Here is a 17,735-nt window from a genome sequence, read left to right as displayed (position 1 = left end):
CTTTCTCGTTCGGAGAATCTGTAAATTCTTGCTCTTCTTGCATATAATTGCTACTCGATTGTTGAAGAAAACATCAATCTTTTTTACTATGTTTTGCTCTGAAGAAGTCCCCGCTCTTTTGTTTCTCATCATCCGTTCCCCAATATATTGTTTTATCCAACTTTTTTAGCTTTGGAATATGTTTCGAACAGTGAATATAAGCTTCATCGACTTCTATAATTACCCAGCGTTCTGCTCTATCTTGTTCTTTTTCTCTTATATCATCCCATATCTTTTCATCTATCTTTAAAGAAGATAATTGTTTATCATCTTTAATAGAAGCCTTTCCATTAATGTGTAATCCAATGTAATGCTCAAAAAAATCTATAAACATTAATCCAATATAAGGGTTTTCAACAATGTTTCCTAAACTTGCCATCACTCCATTACCCCTGTATTCTGGATATATCAATGTCTTATTATCAATAACTCGTACAAAACCAACTAATCCAGCTCTAAAAGAGGAATCACAGTTCCCGTTAGAATCAGCTGTTGCGATAAACACCATAGCCTGATTAGCTATAAACTCAATCATTTGATCATTTAGATAATGAAGCATTTGATTTTTATAGAATGAGACTGCTCTCTTTGTTGTTCCATATTGTTCTTGAAGTATTTGTTCACCTTTTGCCATCACCTGTCAACCCTTTCATTACTTATTAATTCCTACTTATTTAACGATTAGTTAATTCTATCACTTATTTACCCAATTTGTTGTTTACAGTAATGTGTATTAAAAATTTCTAAGGAAAGAAAAAAGATTTTATTATAGCGTGTTCAAAAGTTGACAAATTAGAAGCAAGCAGGTCGAGGCGGCGCAGTTTTGAGTAACGGAAGAACAAGCCAAAGAAGAGATGTGCCGCTTATCATTTGGCGACTTTTTGAACCACCTCTTGTAGAAAAGATTTATTAAACAATAAATCTCACATAAAAAGAACGTTCCCCATCATGAATAATAGGCGATACATTATAATAAGCAAAGTTACGCCTTTAATAAGATTGAATAATTCTCCTAAATGAGTGGATATTATTTAATAACAATTCATATGGAGGATTACTAAATGCGACAAGAAAAAAATCTAAGGTTAACATCTTCTGAGATTTCAGTAGTTTGGAGCAGCTACCAAAACAACAGTTTTTCTATTTGTATTTTGAAATATTTTTTAGCCAATGTTGATGATCCTGAAATAAAGTCAGTATTACAATTGGCGCTCAATATATCAGTTCAAAATTTTAATTTTAGTAAAGAAATACTACAAAACGATAACCAACCGTTGCCAATTGGATTTACTGATGAGGATGTAAGTCCAAATGCTCCACGTTTGTTTTCAGATTCGTTTTATTTATATTACCTTAAGAACATGTCTAAAGTTGGATTATCTGTTTATGGTGTAGCCTTAGCAACTGCTGCACACGCTGATGTCCGTCAATTCCTAAGTCAAGCGATACAAACTTCAACAGAGTTATACAATAAAACAGCTGAAGCATTATTATCAAAAGGATTATTTGTAAGACCCCCTTATGTGACAACTCCCGATCATGTTGACTTTGTTGACAAAAAGAGTTATTTAGGTGGAATGCTAAATTTAAACAACAACAATAGACCTTTAAATGTTATAGAAATTACTCATATCGAAGCAAATGTTGAAGCGAACTCCATAGGTAAAGCTCTTATGGCAGGTCTTGCCCAGGTGGCTAAGTCGAAAAAAGTTCGAAACTATTGTACAGAAGGTAAGGAAATAGCAGTAAAACATGTGCAAGTCTTTACCACTATGTTAACGGATGATGACCTTCCCTCACCAATGCCATGGGATTTGGAAGTAACAGATTCAACAGTATCACCGTTTTCGGATAAATTAATTATGTTTCATACAACTTTGCTCATTGCATCAAGTATCTCAAATTATGCAACAGCCTCAGCAGCAAGCTTAAGAACGGATATAGCAACTTCTTACGTTCGCCTAACGACAGAGGTTGCTCAATTTGCAAAAAACGGTGCCGATATAATGATTAAAAATGCATGGTTAGAACAGCCTCCACAAATCCCAAATCATAAAGGGTTAGCAAAAGGTTGATGTGTGTAACTTTTATACCCTAAAAGAAAGTTGATGCATTTAAAATGAACAACGCTCAGATAGAAAAGTTACTATGGTCAATCGCATTACCTGGATTTGCTCAACTCCTAAATCGTAAATATATAAAAGGAATTATATTTATAATATTGGAATTTATTGTAAATATTAAATCCAACTTTAACTTAGCTATATTGTTTAGTTTTCATGGAGATATTGTAACTGCTATTGAAAAAACCAATTATCAATGGCTTATGTTTTATCCTTGCTTATACTTTTTTGCTATGTGGGATGCAATTAAAGACGCTGACGGGAGAACTTCTCCCTTCAGCTTGCTGCCTTTCGTTACTACTGCCTATTTCGTTACGATAGGACTAATCTATTCTCCAAAAATTAAAATTTTTGGGATTTTACTTGGACCAGTGTTTTCACCAATACTCTTCATAATACCAGGTTTCTTCATAGGCTTTTTAATTTTAAAAATAATAAAACAAGTTACATAAAATTAATCGCCATTTAAACACATCGTTAACAAAAGGCGATTTTTGTCTCTTCTTAGACCACTATTAAAAAGTATATTTTATAGTTCTGAATGGCATTGTTGCATACATCATATAGCATTTCTTTATTGAAAAAATACAATTCGTAAATATTCAACTCATTCCTATTAACGGATACTCTTTAACATATTGATTTCTTTCCAATTCCTCTAAGATAAAATGTGCGACATCAGCACGGTTGATCATTGGCTTTTTAAATTTAAAATAGCCTGTTTGATATTGCTCTGTTTTTTCTCCCTCCAAAAGTCTTGGTCCTCTTACAATCGTCCAATCTAATTCTGTCTTTACAATGACATCCTTTTGGTTAATGGAATCAAGCCATAACTCCTTCGCAAAGATTGTTAAAGCCTTATGGATTAAATGGCTCATTATTCCTTGCTTGACATCCTTTTCAACTTCAACTCCTGCTCCTGTTAAGCTGATCAACCTTTTAACATGATGTACTTCCATAGCGTTTGTCATATTAGTAGCTGCGTTTGTTAACAGGTTTTTCGAGCCATTTTTCGTATGTCCAATCACACTTAAAACCGCATCTTGCCCAATAATTACTTTTTCAACAGATTGATAGTCTAACACATCACCTTCAACAACGGTTAAATTATTATGAGAAATATTTAGCTTGTTTTTATTACGTACAAGGACCGTTACCTCATGCCCTTTTTCTAAAGCTTGATTCAAAAGTGGAATTCCTGTTCTTCCTGTTGAGCCGAATATAACAAGTTTCATGTTATACCTCCCTCGATCCAATTTTTTTAAATCCTCAACATATTTTCGTATATTTGTAGGTTCTTTACCTGTTATTTTTTCATAATCCTTCTTGATTCCTTTTGCATGTCCAAGCTTGGTTGGCATTCACAATATAGATCACTTCCTACTTTTCTTATTGTTCTCCTTGGACTTCTTCCTCTTCCTCATCCTCATTAGATGTGCGTAGTTTAATTTCCTTTAAGAAAAAAGTTAAAACAACCGTTAATACAATCGCAAACATGGCAAACATAAAAACTGAAGATAACGCGTAGCTTAACGCTTCTCGTAATGAAATAATAAGAGAATTAAACACGTCAAGCATTGGTTCAGGGAGTTCACTTCTAATTTTGTCTAAAGCATCAGGGTTCATTAAAATTTGTGGATCCTGTAATGCTTCCATATCCATACCCATTCCACCTGTTGGTGCATCGCCAGCTGGTATTTCTGGCATGTTAATTTCTTCAATCTTCTCAGCCATTTCATTCGTCATAATCGCACCCATAATCGCTACACCAACTGTCCCACCTAATTCACGGAACAGTTGAGATGTTGCTGTTGCAACACCTAAATATTTATGTTTTACAGCATTTTGTACCGTTGTATTAAATACTGGGAAGGTCACCCCCATCCCAAGACCTGTTACGATTAGATTTAAAATGACGCGTGTTAATGATGTTTCAATGGATAATAACGTATTTAAGTAGATACCAATGGACATCACTATTAAGCCAATGATCGCAATCTTTTTATACTTTCCCGTCTTTGTAACTAAGTTACCTGCAATCGCACTTGAAATTACCATTGAAATCGTCATTGCCATTTCAATAAGACCAGACGTTGTGGCAGTTTTACCTGCTACACCTTGAACATGAAACGGTATATACATGATGACACTAAACATTCCCATCCCTAATAAAAAAGCAACCGCATTTGAAATCGCAAATACATTATTTTTAAATAAATGAAGTGGGATAACCGGACTTTTAACTTTCATTTCAACGATTAAAAATAGAATTAGAGATACAATCGATGTCGCAAATAACCCAATAATCTCAGGTGAGTCCCAAGCATACTTTGAATCAGCCCATGAAAATCCTAAGAGCATCGTCACAATCACAATCGTTAATACAAATGAACCTAAATAGTCGACTTTCTCTTTTGCTTTGTTTTCTGCTTTCGGATAAAGCTTTGCAATTAAGATAAATGCGATGACACCAAATGGAAGAAATACCCAAAACACCCATGACCATTGGAAGTTATCAACAATAGTCCCACCTAATGTTGGTCCAAAAAGACTTGCTAAGCCAAAAACCCCACCAAGTGCCCCTTGCCAACGTCCGCGCTCTCTTGGCGAGAATAAATCACCAACTGTTGCAAACGATACACTCATTAGCATCCCGCCACCAAAGCCTTGGATTCCACGGAATAAAATAAGTTGCAGAATCGTATCTGAAAAACCACTTAACAATGAACCTAAGCTGAAGATTACAATACCAACTAATATGAAAATCTTTCGTCCATAAATATCAGATAGCTTTCCAACTAAAATAGCCGTAATACTTGATGTCAACATATAAATGGTAAACACCCAATCAAAGTATTCCATCCCACCTATTGCTGAAACAATCTTTGGTAATGCTGTTCCAACAATCGTCATATTTAGTGCTGAAAAAAGTAGCACTGCCATGACTGCTATCATAATAAGCATTTTTTGTCTTTTATCTAACGTTTCCATGCTGTTCCCCCCTGTTGTTATAACTTTCAATTCTGTCTGAAATTTTATTTAACATATGAATTGTATTTAATAGCTCTTCTTCAGAAAAATCCTGCAAAATGTATTGATACAACTCAACGTGTTCTTTTTTCTTATCTTGTACAAGCTTTTCACCTTTTTTAGACAGAACTAATGTGACAACTCTTCGGTCCGTCTTACTTCGCTGCCTTTCAATTAATCCTAAGTTCTCAAGCTTATCTGCAATACCAGTTGCAGCACCTGATGTCACACCAAAGTGTTCTGAGATTTCACTTGTTTTAATTTCACCTTTATGATGAATCATAAAAAGAAAAATCATTAAGCCATGATTAACCTCTCCAACATCTCTAGGCTTCATAATCGATATACTCACTTCACTTGCTCTTTTTAATGAAGTTAATAAATCTTCAAAGATGTTCAAAACCATAAAACTCCCTTCGTGATATATATCTTAGCAACTAAGATACACATCTTCAAAGTATATTATTAATAGAGGTAAAATTCAAGTTATCAGTAATAGATAATTAGGATGGAATGTCTCATTTTTGAGACCACTTACATTAAAAATTTTGTAGTACTAGGGGGATAACTTAGACTGCAATTTTTTAGCTAAAAAAAGAGAAGGCCACTCTATCACTAAATGTATGCTTTAAATAGAAAATACATTTTGATTGAGGCCTTCCCATGGGGAAAATTATATGATTTAAGTGCGTGTTCAAAAAGTCGGCAAATTAGAAGCAAGCAGGTCGAGGCGGCGTAGTTTTGAGTAACGGAACGTATGCTTTTAATACGTGAGTAACGGAAAAACAAGCCATTTAAGGAATACAGGCTAAGACCGCCACGTCCTGTGGCAACGCCTGCATGACCCACATCGTGTGGGCCTGAGATGCGCAGCTTATCATTTGGTGACTTTTTGAACATCCTCTTTAAGCTTTTATTGCGCCTGCGTCAGCTGGGTGTACTCCATGACGGTAATAGTCGGTATTAATAGGATCTAGTGGTTTCCGTCCAAGGATGATGTCCGATGCTTTTTCCGCCAGCATCAACACTGGTGCATGGATATTACCGTTCGTTACATAAGGCATGGCAGATGCATCGACTACTCGTACATTGTCGAGCCCATGGACCTTCATGGTTAGAGGATCCACGACAGCCATTGGATCTGAAGCTGGCCCCATCTTTGCAGTGCAACTTGGATGAAGTGCCGTCTCGGCATCTTTCGCCACCCAGTCCAAAATCTCCTCGTCTGTACGAACGGAAGGACCAGGTGATATTTCTCCCGAATTATAGGGTGCCATAGCTGGCTGAGACATGATTTCACGTGAGATTTTTACCGCTTCAATCCACTCGCGTCGGTCCTGTTCGGTCGAAAGGTAGTTGTAGACCATGCTCGGATGCTCTTTGGGATTTTTTGAACGAATTTTTAATGACCCTCGTGCATCAGAGTACATCGGTCCGACGTGTACCTGGAATCCGTGAGCAGTGTCCGCTTTTTTGCCATCGTACCTTACCGCTACTGGAAGGAAATGGAACATTAAGTTTGGATAGTCGACGTCCTCATTCGAGCGAACAAAACCTCCACCTTCGAAATGATTCGTTGCTGCTGGACCTTTTCGTCCGAGTAACCACTGCAAACCGATCCAAGGCATCTTCGCTTTATTTAAGTTAGGTTGCTCAGAAACCGGTAACGGACAAGAGTATTGGATGTAGGCTTCGAGATGATCCTGTAGGTTTTCGCCTACACCTGGAAGATCAACTACAGGTTCAATACCAAGTGAGCGCAAGTGTTTAGCATCACCCACACCTGACAGTTGAAGTAGCTGCGGTGTATTGATTGCACCCCCAGCGAGAATAACTTCCCCTGCAGTGACATGATGAGTTTTCCCGTCTCGTTGATATGTCACACCACTTGCTCGGGTACCATTGAAATCGATACTAGTAACAAAAGCACGCGTTTTTACAGTGAGGTTCGGACGCTTCATAGCCGGATGCAGATAGGCGCGTGAAGGCCCAAACCGTCTACCTTTGTACACATGCTTATCAAATGGTCCGAATCCCTCTTGTCGAAAACCGTTCACATCGGGGGTTCTTGAATAGCCTGCCTCAACAGCTGCATTAAAGAAGGCTTGAAATAGAGGATTAGTAGCTGGTCCACGTTCCAATTTGAGAGGACCATCGTGGCCACGAAGCTCATCCTCAGGATCCGATGCTAAAGCATTTTCCATGCGTTTGAAATACGGAAGACAGTGCGCAAAGTCCCACGTTTCCATACCCGTGTCGGCCCCCCAACGTTCATAGTCTAATGGATTGCCTCGTTGAAAAATCATGCCGTTAATGGAGCCCGAACCTCCGAGCACCTTTCCCCGGGCATGCTTGACACGGCGTCCATTCATATATGGTTCAGGGTCAGATGCGTATCTCCAGTCGTAGAGGCTTTTCCCCGCGGGGAACGGTAAAGCGGCTGGCATCTGGATTAATAGGTCCCATGAAAAATCTTTACGTCCTGCCTCTAAAACAAGCACACTGTGTTTTCCATCTGCACTTAGACGGGCACCGAGTACAGAACCCGCACTACCGCCACCAATGACAATATAATCATATGTTTGATTCATCTTCCGAACCTCCTTGTATGTTGAAAATTGAATGCAAAGATCATTTCTCTATTAAAAGCATGCATTAAAATTCCTCCTTCAGTATTCGAACAGTTAATAGATTAGTAGTTTTTAATAGCACGCACTTAAACCCATTCAATCGCTCAGGCTTTAGAAACAAATTGATACTTTTCGTTTCTATGTACGCTTCTAATCTAGGTTTACCTAATTACTGTCCAGAGACAGATTGTTAATATCTATCTGAGCCTGTGTCATAGATGGGTAATGTCCCTCATTTTCCGGAACAGGCCTCAACCATTTTCCATTGATGTTCATCTTGCCCTCACTGTTAACTTTGTTAAATTTTTATTTAACATTTTTAATGTTTTTAATATAACATAGTGTACTTTTTTTGTAAACCGACCCATATTCGTTTGGGGAATTTCCTGTGAAGCAGTGGATGGATAGATAGCGGAAAGCGTTATTGGATAAGGGATTGAAGAAATATGAACAAAAAGAAAAGGACTGGATCACTACTTGTTCATTTAATAAGAACTGTTTTTTAACGCCCAATTTCTTGCCGTATCAACTAACTCATTAACAAAATCTTGTCTTTCAGTTTGATACTTATGATATATATGACAAAAAACGGACATAAAGGGGCTGAGTTATGAATATCCAAAATTATACGGCATTTGTCAAAGCAGTAGAATATGGGAGCTTTACAAAAGCGGCTGATGCATTAAACTATAGACAGTCTGGTATCAGCCGTATGATGAACGATTTAGAATCAGAATGGCGGGTCTCTTTTGAAAAGAGGGCGTTTCAGTATCAGTTTAATATCCGATGGTTTAAAATTACTGCCCCAGCTCAAACTTAAAATTTGAAAGTCTAGCTTCTCAAATACGTTTCATGAAGTCCTTTCTCGGGCACATGAAACAGCTCATATTTTAAAGAAGCCAATTGCAACAATATATTAGGTCTTCTAGATAGAATATCCTCTTATTAACTTTAGTAGTGAAAATATGCCGAAACGATGCAACTCTGTATAACAAGCTGCATTAAATCGGCTCCAAGGATTTTATACGTTATAGAAGATTCGCTTTTCGTTACAATAACAGAGCCTTTCTAATTAAAAATTATCGGAAAAGTAAACATAACGAAAGCTGCCCAAAGTCCGTACACTGGCAAATACTTAGTAACGGCATCTTGGATTGTTGAAGGTCCGGATTTGTTTTGTAGAAAACGAATATAGGCGAGCATAATCCAAATTAGATTGGCCCAAATAAGTATGTTCACTCCTGAAACAGCAAGTCTATTAGGCGTAATTCCATAAGAAGAAAGTCTGAACACGATGGCTGACAAAGCCACACTGTCAATGATAAGCGCAAGAACAAACATTGTGTGTGTCTAACAATGGGCAGCCACGTCATTGCCGCTGACATTTGAACCGACACTGAACCAGACTGCGGACACTATACTTTAAGTGCGTTATCAAAAATCGACAAATCAGAAGCAAGCAGGTCGAGGCGACGCAGTTTTGAGTATCGCAGCGTATGCTTTTAATACGTGAGAAATGGAAAAACAAGCCATTTAAGGAATCGTCCTGTGTCAACGCCTGTATGACCCACATCGTACGGGTTCGAGATGCGCCGCTTATCATTTGGTGACTTTTTGAACATCCTCTTTAAGTTTAGACATAAAAAATAAGGCTTATGTCTGTAAAATCGACATAGCCTTATCAATTTTTTTAATTTTTAATTCTTTTCTTTATCTTTTCGTACATCTCATCTATTCCCATTCCAGTTAACAAAGGTAATCCATCAATAACGTGGTCTTTAATATGTTCAGGAACGATGGTAGTGGAAACCACTATGTCATAATCATGAATTCTATTAATCTCATCAGCTACTTTTGATTGATAAAGATTAACTTTATCTTTTAATCCCTCTTTTTCCAACCATTCCTTTACTTTTCCCGTAACAACTGTAGAAGTTGCCACACCTGTTCCACACATGATTAATAGTTTCTTCATGCTGTTTCCCCCTTGTATAATTTTAAATTAAATTGCCTTTTGACCTTCAGACTCTTCAATTACTTTTTGGGGTTTGAATTTATTTACATAAATCATTAATCCCAGTACGACAACTCCAATTAGCGCGATACTAAACCAGTTGAAAATCTTCGGTAACCAAACGAATAGGAATGTTGTCCAAACGGCACCATCTACTAATGCAGAGATACTAGCATTATTGCCCATATCGAAGTTTGCAGATGCAGCAGTACTAGTTAATAGTGGAGCAACCCACGTTGCAATATATAAACCGACACCAATGTATAAGGAGCCACCAACAATTGTACGAATGATATTGCCTCTAAATACCGGAACCATTAATGCTATGATAAACGGAATAGTTGCTAAGTCAGCAAAAGGTAATACCCTATTTCCTGGAAGAACAACAGCCAAGAATAGAGTGATCGGCACAATTAATAAGGATGCTGACAGTACAGCAGGGTGTCCTATTGCTAATGCACTATCCATACCGATATAGAAATCTCTTCCTGGAAAACGTTTCTTAACAAAGTTACCAGCAGCCTCAGAAATCGGTAAAAGCCCTTCCATAAGTAAGGATACCATACGAGGAAGAAGTAACAGAACTGCCCCTGTTTGAACTGCTAAGTTTAATACTCCTTTAACATCATAACCAGCTAATATACCAATGATTAGACCAATCAGAACACCCATTACAGTTGAATCTCCAAATATCCCCAAGCGTTTTTGGATAGTATCTGGGTTTGCTTCTAGTTTGTTGAATACTGGTATCCTATCAAACAACCAATTTAATGGTTTAGCTACGATATACGAAGGTGCTGATGTACCATGTGGGAAGGTGATATTCTTAAAACCATAGAATTTTTCAATATCCTTTTGCATTATGTCAGCAAGTAAGAATAATAGCATTAAGTGAACAACAATTGTCGCAATACCAATTGCAAAGTTACCAGTTAAGGCATACACTAGTGCACCAGTGAATGCGGCGTGCCAATAGTTCCAAACGTCAACATTAAGGGTGCGCATGAGACCTAAAGCAAGCAATACTACGTTTAAACCAATACCTATTGGGATTGCTAAACTTCCCAATGCAGTACCGTAGGAAATTGCTGCTGCTGCCGGCCACCCTACGTCAATGATGCTAAGTTCCACACCAAAATTTTCTACCATTGCTTGGGCGGCTGGCCCTAAACTATCCCCTAATAATCCAATGACTAAATTGATTCCAATAAAACCAATACCAACCGTTAAACCCGCACGAAAAGCCTTACCAACTTTTGTTCCTAATACCAACGCAAAAACGAAAATAATGATTGGCAACATAACACTTGCACCTAAGTCAACAAACCACTGTATAACACTCATTACGCCATCCTCCTCTTAGCTTAATTTATATGGTTAAATCATTACCACCTTTTCTTAAACAAATGAACCTAGTAATTGATGGAATTCCTCAGAAGTTTCTACATTAGCAATCCTTGTAACAGCGTCACTATCTTGAAAGATCCCAGTTAATTTTTGAAGAATCTCAAGTTGTTCATGTGGATTTTTCAGAGCTAACATGAAGATTATTTTCACATCTACTTCCTCTTCCATGTTGCTCATCGATGAAAATTTAATCGGTTCTTTTAATGTAGCAAATGCAATCTTTGGCTTGATCACTTTATCTGAATCCGTATGTGGAATCGCTAATCCATATGGACTTGTTGGCAAACCAGTTGGATATACCTGTTCTCTTTCCATCACACTTTTAACAAAATCATCCGTTACATAACCTTCCTCATGCAATCGGCTACCTAGTACACTTAAAGCTCTTTCTTTCGATTCAGCTTCAAGATTAATCATAATCAATTCATCATCTATATTCATTAAGACCCCTCCTTCTTTTTTGCATAATTGACTAATTCTATGTCTTCTAGGGTCTCCACAATTGAACTATTACTATTTGCATCAAGAAGTTTCTGTAACATTTCACCATTTTCTGCAAGCTTACTAAGCTGGTAGATTGCCTTTACATGCTGACTAGCATCTGTAGGTGCAATAACAACGATGAAGTGAATATTCAAATCTTTCGAAAACAACACACCATTTTTAACAATTAGTAAACTCATGCTAAGTCTGTTCACACCATTTTCTGGACTTGCATGCGGTATAGCCATTGATTTCCCTAAAAACATATACGGATTTTCAAAATCATGAGAATGAATCATTATATCTACATATTCGGTTGTAATAGATTGATTATCCAGCAATGGTTTTGCTGCATGACGGATTCCAGTTTCCCAATCTGGCACAGAATCAATCATTTGAATGGTATCTTCATTTATTAGCTGATATAAATCTGGATTTCCATCTTGCTGTTCTTCTAAAAAAAGTTCACTTTTTATCGGATTAAAAAATTCTTGGATATCAGCTATCAAATTTTTTCTTGAGTGAATGTCAGCAGATTTTTCAATAATACGTATCATTCGTTCTATATCAAAGGCTTCGCTTTTAAATCCATATAACCTCTTCATTACTCTTTGCCTTAATTGAATCTTATCTTTTTCAGTTAAAAATCCATTAATAATAAAGACAGTAACATTTGACTTTATTGGTTCCGGTGAAAAAACTAACTCTACATCATGAGGTTTCTTCTCATTAAATTCTCTAACTGACATAGTTTCATAGAAGTATAATTCCGGAAATAATTCGGTTAAGGAGTTTCTTAGTAATTTGGAGAGGGTTACACCATTGCGACAAATCACAACCGCTTTTTTACGTTCAGCAAGGGTCTGTTTTGTCTCAATTAAGTGACCACCAATAAATAACGTCATGTACAACCTTTCATTTGTCGGAATCTTACTATCTATGTACGTCTCAAGCGGCTTTAAAGACTTGCCAACAATGTGATAAAGCTCCACATACGCTTTGTCTAGTTGAACTACCGTTTCATGAAAAGTAGTTAGATTATATTTAATTCGATAATAAGCAGGCTTTAAATGAAGCATTAACCTCTTCATTAAATAATCTTTATTTCTCAATTCTATGAATGCATTTTTTTCAAATAAATGAAGTGTCTCCAATAAGGCATTCTTTAAGCCATCTCCAGATAGTACCTCTCCTGAAAATATATTTGTAGACAAAAGCTGTAACGTAATATATAGCCTTTCAACCTCAGGCAAGCTCCTCTCATACTTAATAAGATGTTCAGTTGCTTCATATTCTTTTGTATCTGATAGTTCTTTGTATTGAATTTGAAAATCAAAGGTGATAATGTTTCCTCGGCTTACCCGTTCTAAAATAATTCCAATACAGTATGGTAAGAGTTGCATTTTTTCATCAGCAAACTTAATCCCAAGGAATTCCTCAATCTTTTCTAGCTGCTGGAAAATAAAATTAAGTTTTTCTTCATCTAAAGTGGCAAAGTCTTGAATCAAAGCAAGACCGCCATACCTTTCACTTAACTCATGTAGAATGTAATACAAAAGGTTTCTTTGACTCCACTCTTCACCAACTAATTGATATCCTTCCGTACGTGAATAGATAAACTCTAAACCAAACTGCTTCACCCTTTGCTGCGCTTGTTTCATATCACTTAGAACAGTTACATTACTAACCTTAAGAGCCTGTGTAAAATGGATTAACGACAAATCATCTTGAGCTAGTAGGATGAAAAGGATTAATAAAACCCTCTCTTCCTCCGACGGAATGTAATTTTCTGCAACTCTTAGTCCGTCATTAGCACGCAATTCAGCCAACGCCGGGTGAATAATGAATTTTCCATTCTTCAGCCTCTTTATCGATGGATAGTTGTTGTCCTCTAGCCAGCTATTTATCTTTTCGACACTATATTTAATTTGCCTTCTAGTAAGTCCGAATTGGCTCTCCATCTCTTTACTAGACATATTTGGATAACTGATCAGGTCTTCCAAAATGCTTTTACTTCTCTTATCAAGATACATTAGGAGCTCCTCCTTACTCTTCCATTTTACCATCGTTACAACAATAATGTATCCGCTTTCAAATAAGAACTTTATACTTAAAATTGTCTTACTTTTAAATCACACTTCTAACCATAATTCAGCAATACATTAGCTAAAGAAATACCTGTTTTTTCACAGCACTTACTTTAGTCTTCTTTCTGGTTATTGAGCAGACTTGTGCGATTTAACTTGTTCTTAGTTAGAACAGTTTGTCCGACTCCACTTTGCAAACATGATTGTCGCTCTTACATGTACTAGCGTTATACAATTTGCCACTACTTCGTGTTGGGGACTTTCAGCGATTGGTTCGCTCTCGCCACAACACACAAAAGGCCACTTCCCGCGATTAGGATGTAGCCTTTTTTTCAAAATTACATGACCATTATTTAACTGGGTGGGATAATTACTCAACCATTTCTAATAAAGTTGTTGATAATTTAAATCAAGAGCTTATTAATCTGGTGTTCGTTCTAAAATCACAACTACCAATCGTACATATCTACTTATAATCTCTTATGATATTCCGCACTCCATTAATATCCTTTGCAACTCTATACGGTTTAGTCATGATACGAATGGGTAATTTAAGTAGAAAATGACTTAGATCTTCTTTGTATTCTTTGGTAATTCGAGAAGGTTTGGTTGCAATTCTATTATAAGATTCTCTAAAGAACTCCTTCATTAAATCGACTCTAAGTTCAAGTACACTGTGGCATTCTTCACATTCAACCTTCGTTATTTGATCATTAATATAAGTAATTTTATGGACTGTTTCATCTAGACAGTGAATACAAAACAATTCAGATTCCAGATATGTTTGTTTCACAAAGCTTCCCCCTAGTCATATAATTAATTATAATTATTTACATTTATTATAATACAAACACATATAGAATATCCCACAATATTCATTATCTATAAAATTTTAATTTTAATAAGACCTAACATAATAATTACCCTTGAACTTGAACTACTGTGGCTTACAACAATACTGCTGGCATGCGTAAGAAAAGTCACCCATAAAGCGAAGCGAAAGTTTTATGTTGTCCTATTTTCACTAAACTTTGTTTTTGTTAAATTGTCCAACGCCCATTGGATGCTAATTACTAAGGTTAAATAATATTTATTTTATTCATTTATTTTTTTAGTGTGAATACAGTCTATTCAATCCTCACAACATTAAATGGTATGATAAAACCCTATCAAGAGTGTACCCCTTTTCCTAACCACGATGTTGCTGCCTCAAATAGAGATTCCGAAACAGATGGATGTGGATGAATCATGGTGGCGAGCTCATCCACAGTTCCTTCCAAATGGATAAAGGCGGAAGGTTCCGTAATCATCTCCGTGACGTGTGGGCCAACCATGGTTACACCAAGGATCTCACCATATTTTTCATCTGCAAGCAGCTTTACAAAGCCTTCTTTTTCATCAAGTGCTAATGCTTTACCATTACTATGATGATCAACTCTTACTGCCTTGTATTTGATGCCTTTAGCCTTCACTTCTTCCTCAGTTAACCCAACACTTGCAATTTCTGGGTTTGTGTAGACACAACGAGGAACGACTTTATAATTGACGGTTTCATTTCCACCACTAGCGTTAGCTGCCGCAACAAGCCCTTCTGCACTGGCAACATGAGCTAGTTGAAAACCGCCAATTACATCTCCTACAGCATAAATTGATGGTGTATTCGTTTGCATCTTTTCATTTACCCTTATAAATGGACCGTCCATTTCTAAGGGTAACTTTTTGGCAGCAGTTAGGTTCGGCTTACGACCGACAGATAATAATATAGCATCTTTTTCAATCACTTCCGTATTGCCATTTGACTTTTCAATGTGAACCTGCTTGTTCTCATCCACTTGTCCAAGATTGATTACCTTTGTATTTGTTAAAATCTTAACACCTTTTGTTTCTAATGATTTTTTAAGAGCTTTAGACGCTTCTGGATCTTCCGTAGATGTAATACGATCCGCCATCTCTACAATCGTTACGTCTACATTTAAACTTGAGAAGATACAAGCAAATTCAACCCCAATGATCCCTCCACCTATAATAACAATTGATTTTGGAATTTCTTCCAAATCAAACACGGTATCACTCGTATAGTAGTACGTTTCTTCTATTCCATCAATTGGTGGTACCACCGGAGTGGAACCCGTCGCAAGAATAATCTTCTCTCCATAAATCGTTTCTTGTTTATCCTTCAGCTGTATGGTAATTTCCTGGTTCGATTGAACCTCACCAAGACCTTCATACACGTCAATTTTACCTTGTTTTAACAAAAAGCCAATCCCTGTTCGCAACTGTTTAATAACTTGATCTTTCCGCTTTAACATTTTCGATAAAGAAAATGTTATCGGCCCCGTTTCAATCCCCCAAACCTTTGCTTTTTCTATATTCTCAATAACCTCGGCATGCCTTAGTAACGTTTTTGAAGGTATACACCCACGATTTAAGCAAGTACCACCTAGATAATCAGCTTCGACCAAGGCTACTTTTTTCCCTAACTTTGCGGCTCTAATCGCAGCGACATACCCACCAGGGCCGCCACCAATTACGACTACTTCATATTTTTTCAAGATTATCTACCCCTCATACTAATAATTCAAATGGCTGTTCAAGAACGGACTTCAAATCAGTTAAAAATGCCGCAGCTGGTGCACCATTAATAATACGGTGATCGAATGATAAGCTTAGTGTCATCATTGGCCTTAACTTAATCTCACCGTTAACACCGGATGGCTTCTCATTAATTCTTCCAACTCCCAAAATAGCCGACTCCGGTTGGTTTATAATAGGAGTAAACGTGTCAACTGCATACATCCCTAAGTTACTAATCGTAAACGTACCACCTGACATAGAGCTAGGTTTCAACTTATTATCTCTAGCTTCTCTTCCTAATGTTTTACATTCTTCCGTCAAGCTCGCTAAACCTTTTCGATCTACATTTTTAACTACTGGTACAAGTAGTCCATTGCCTACCGCTACCGCTAATCCGATATTGATATCCTTATGCATAACGATTTCATCACCTTGAAGGGAAGCATTAACAATCTGGTGCTTCTTCAGTGTGTGCGCTACCGCCTTCATGATGATTTCAGTATAGGATAAGCGATAACCATTTTGTTTTTCAATTTTATCTAGTAATTGCTTACGCATGGAGATAACCTCAGACATATCGATTTCACTAGTAATGGTCACATGCGGCGCCGTAAAGGCGCTTTCCACCATTCGCTTCGCAACTACTTTGCCAACACCATCTAGTTTCACTCGATCACTATCTACTTCTTCCACTGCTGGAGCTACTAGATCACCTTCGACATCGGTACGGTAAATTTTACCATTAGCACCAGTGCCAGTTACCGTTGATAAATCGACTTCTTTGTCATTGGCAACTTTTTTCGCTAATGGAGTAGCTTTTGGTGCGGATTGTAAATAGTCATTTACATCTTCTACATGGACTCTGCCATTTGGACCAGAGCCAACAACATCAAACAGACTAATACCTTCTTTTTCCGCTAACTTTCTTGCAGCTGGAGTGGCACGAACCTTTTCATCTGACTCCCGTACTTTTTTTTCACTGACAGCTTCTGTCTGCTGAGCTTGTTCTTCGACCTCATTCGGTGAACTAGCTTCATCTTCCGTTACACCATCCGCTCCAGACTCACCCTGTGGAGAATCTGGTACATCTTCTCCTTCTGTTCCAATAAAACCAATAACATGATTAACAGGAACTTCATCATCTTCCCCGAAATAGCGCTTGAGCAGGACACCCTCTTCGTACGCTTCAACCTCGATATTGATTTTATCTGTCATTATTTCAAAAAGAGGATCCCCTACTTCGACCTGATCTCCTTCTTCTTTAAACCACTGAAGTAAGGTTCCCACTTGCATCGTACTACTTAATTTGGGCATAAATACTTCTTTAGCCAAACCAACTCTCCCCCTT

14 protein-coding genes and 2 pseudogenes are annotated in these 17,735 nt (G+C 37.2%); 3 read left to right on the top strand and 13 right to left on the bottom strand.

The annotated features are described in order from the left end of the window. Positions 1-73: 73 nt before the first annotated feature. Entirely contained in the window at positions 74-673 is a 600-nt protein-coding gene (locus NC797_RS08715; protein WP_272436392.1) for a pyridoxamine 5'-phosphate oxidase family protein, read from the bottom strand. 427 nt (positions 674-1,100) lie between these two features. On the opposite strand from NC797_RS08715, the gene NC797_RS08710 reads away from it, so the two are divergent. Together NC797_RS08710 and NC797_RS08705 are read left to right on the top strand one after the other, a co-directional pair. After that, a complete protein-coding gene (locus tag NC797_RS08710; RefSeq protein WP_272436391.1) occupies positions 1,101-2,114 on the top strand; it encodes a DUF3231 family protein in 1,014 nt (337 codons plus the stop codon). Positions 2,115-2,158: 44 nt separating this feature from the next. Then, positions 2,159-2,614, top strand: a complete 456-nt coding sequence (locus NC797_RS08705; protein WP_272436390.1) for a hypothetical protein — start codon at positions 2,159-2,161, stop codon at positions 2,612-2,614. 150 nt (positions 2,615-2,764) lie between these two features. Here the strand turns inward: NC797_RS08705 and NC797_RS08700 are convergent, their stop codons facing one another. From NC797_RS08700 to betA, 4 genes are all read right to left on the bottom strand, one after another. Next, complete coding sequence (locus tag NC797_RS08700) at positions 2,765-3,397, bottom strand: NAD(P)-dependent oxidoreductase (RefSeq protein ID WP_272436389.1); 633 nt, start codon at positions 3,395-3,397, stop codon at positions 2,765-2,767. Between the two features lie 154 nt (positions 3,398-3,551). Next, entirely contained in the window at positions 3,552-5,153 is a 1,602-nt protein-coding gene (locus NC797_RS08695) for an MDR family MFS transporter (RefSeq protein WP_272436388.1), read from the bottom strand. Beyond that, on the bottom strand, positions 5,137-5,592 hold the full coding sequence (locus tag NC797_RS08690; protein ID WP_272436387.1) for a MarR family winged helix-turn-helix transcriptional regulator: 456 nt from the start codon (positions 5,590-5,592) through the stop codon (positions 5,137-5,139). Before NC797_RS08690 ends, NC797_RS08695 begins: the two co-directional genes overlap by 17 nt. 505 nt (positions 5,593-6,097) lie before the next feature. Beyond that, a complete protein-coding gene (gene betA / locus NC797_RS08685; protein WP_272436386.1) occupies positions 6,098-7,783 on the bottom strand; it encodes a choline dehydrogenase in 1,686 nt (561 codons plus the stop codon). A 649-nt stretch (positions 7,784-8,432) separates the two neighbouring features. Between betA and NC797_RS08680 the strand changes: the two are divergent. Next, positions 8,433-8,637, top strand: a pseudogene (locus tag NC797_RS08680) (LysR family transcriptional regulator); the annotation flags it as partial. A 253-nt stretch (positions 8,638-8,890) separates the two neighbouring features. On the opposite strand, the pseudogene NC797_RS08675 reads toward NC797_RS08680, so the two are convergent. The 8 genes and pseudogenes from NC797_RS08675 to NC797_RS08640 form a co-directional block, all read right to left on the bottom strand. Then, positions 8,891-9,163: pseudogene (locus NC797_RS08675) on the bottom strand (DUF4153 domain-containing protein); the annotation flags it as partial. 349 nt (positions 9,164-9,512) lie between these two features. Further along, positions 9,513-9,797, bottom strand: coding sequence for a PTS sugar transporter subunit IIB (locus tag NC797_RS08670; protein ID WP_272436384.1), 285 nt, complete (start codon positions 9,795-9,797; stop codon positions 9,513-9,515). Between the two features lie 27 nt (positions 9,798-9,824). Beyond that, positions 9,825-11,180 carry a PTS galactitol transporter subunit IIC gene (locus tag NC797_RS08665; RefSeq protein ID WP_272436383.1) on the bottom strand — a complete coding sequence of 452 codons (1,356 nt, stop codon included), beginning with the start codon at positions 11,178-11,180 and terminating at the stop codon, positions 9,825-9,827. A gap of 54 nt (positions 11,181-11,234) precedes the next feature. Further along, on the bottom strand, positions 11,235-11,684 hold the full coding sequence (locus tag NC797_RS08660) for a PTS sugar transporter subunit IIA (RefSeq protein WP_272436382.1): 450 nt from the start codon (positions 11,682-11,684) through the stop codon (positions 11,235-11,237). Further along, a complete protein-coding gene (locus tag NC797_RS08655; protein WP_272436381.1) occupies positions 11,684-13,759 on the bottom strand; it encodes a BglG family transcription antiterminator in 2,076 nt (691 codons plus the stop codon). Before NC797_RS08655 ends, NC797_RS08660 begins: the two co-directional genes overlap by 1 nt. Positions 13,760-14,279: 520 nt before the next feature. Then, positions 14,280-14,606, bottom strand: coding sequence for a bh protein (locus NC797_RS08650; protein ID WP_272436380.1), 327 nt, complete (start codon positions 14,604-14,606; stop codon positions 14,280-14,282). Between the two features lie 376 nt (positions 14,607-14,982). Then, complete coding sequence (gene lpdA / locus NC797_RS08645; RefSeq protein ID WP_272436507.1) at positions 14,983-16,368, bottom strand: dihydrolipoyl dehydrogenase; 1,386 nt, start codon at positions 16,366-16,368, stop codon at positions 14,983-14,985. A 10-nt stretch (positions 16,369-16,378) separates the two neighbouring features. Further along, positions 16,379-17,719 carry a dihydrolipoamide acetyltransferase family protein gene (locus tag NC797_RS08640; protein WP_272436379.1) on the bottom strand — a complete coding sequence of 447 codons (1,341 nt, stop codon included), beginning with the start codon at positions 17,717-17,719 and terminating at the stop codon, positions 16,379-16,381. Between the last annotated feature and the right edge of the window lie 16 nt (positions 17,720-17,735).

Origin of the sequence: Terrihalobacillus insolitus (genome assembly GCF_028416575.1) — a bacterium.
GTDB classification, from domain to species: domain Bacteria; phylum Bacillota; class Bacilli; order Bacillales; family Amphibacillaceae; genus Terrihalobacillus; species Terrihalobacillus insolitus.
This window is presented reverse-complemented; position numbering and strand designations above follow the sequence as displayed.

What these genes read in the sequence shown, in the direction of transcription:
- NC797_RS08715 (WP_272436392.1), bottom strand. Translation starts at nt 673, where the DNA reads ATGGCAAAAGGTGAACAAATACTTCAAGAACAATATGGAACAACAAAG.
- NC797_RS08710 (WP_272436391.1), top strand. Translation starts at nt 1,101, where the DNA reads ATGCGACAAGAAAAAAATCTAAGGTTAACATCTTCTGAGATTTCAGTA.
- NC797_RS08705 (WP_272436390.1), top strand. Translation starts at nt 2,159, where the DNA reads ATGAACAACGCTCAGATAGAAAAGTTACTATGGTCAATCGCATTACCT.
- NC797_RS08700 (WP_272436389.1), bottom strand. Translation starts at nt 3,397, where the DNA reads ATGAAACTTGTTATATTCGGCTCAACAGGAAGAACAGGAATTCCACTT.
- NC797_RS08695 (WP_272436388.1), bottom strand. Translation starts at nt 5,153, where the DNA reads ATGGAAACGTTAGATAAAAGACAAAAAATGCTTATTATGATAGCAGTC.
- betA (WP_272436386.1), bottom strand. Translation starts at nt 7,783, where the DNA reads ATGAATCAAACATATGATTATATTGTCATTGGTGGCGGTAGTGCGGGT.
- NC797_RS08670 (WP_272436384.1), bottom strand. Translation starts at nt 9,797, where the DNA reads ATGAAGAAACTATTAATCATGTGTGGAACAGGTGTGGCAACTTCTACA.
- NC797_RS08665 (WP_272436383.1), bottom strand. Translation starts at nt 11,180, where the DNA reads ATGAGTGTTATACAGTGGTTTGTTGACTTAGGTGCAAGTGTTATGTTG.
- NC797_RS08660 (WP_272436382.1), bottom strand. Translation starts at nt 11,684, where the DNA reads ATGAATATAGATGATGAATTGATTATGATTAATCTTGAAGCTGAATCG.
- NC797_RS08655 (WP_272436381.1), bottom strand. Translation starts at nt 13,759, where the DNA reads ATGTATCTTGATAAGAGAAGTAAAAGCATTTTGGAAGACCTGATCAGT.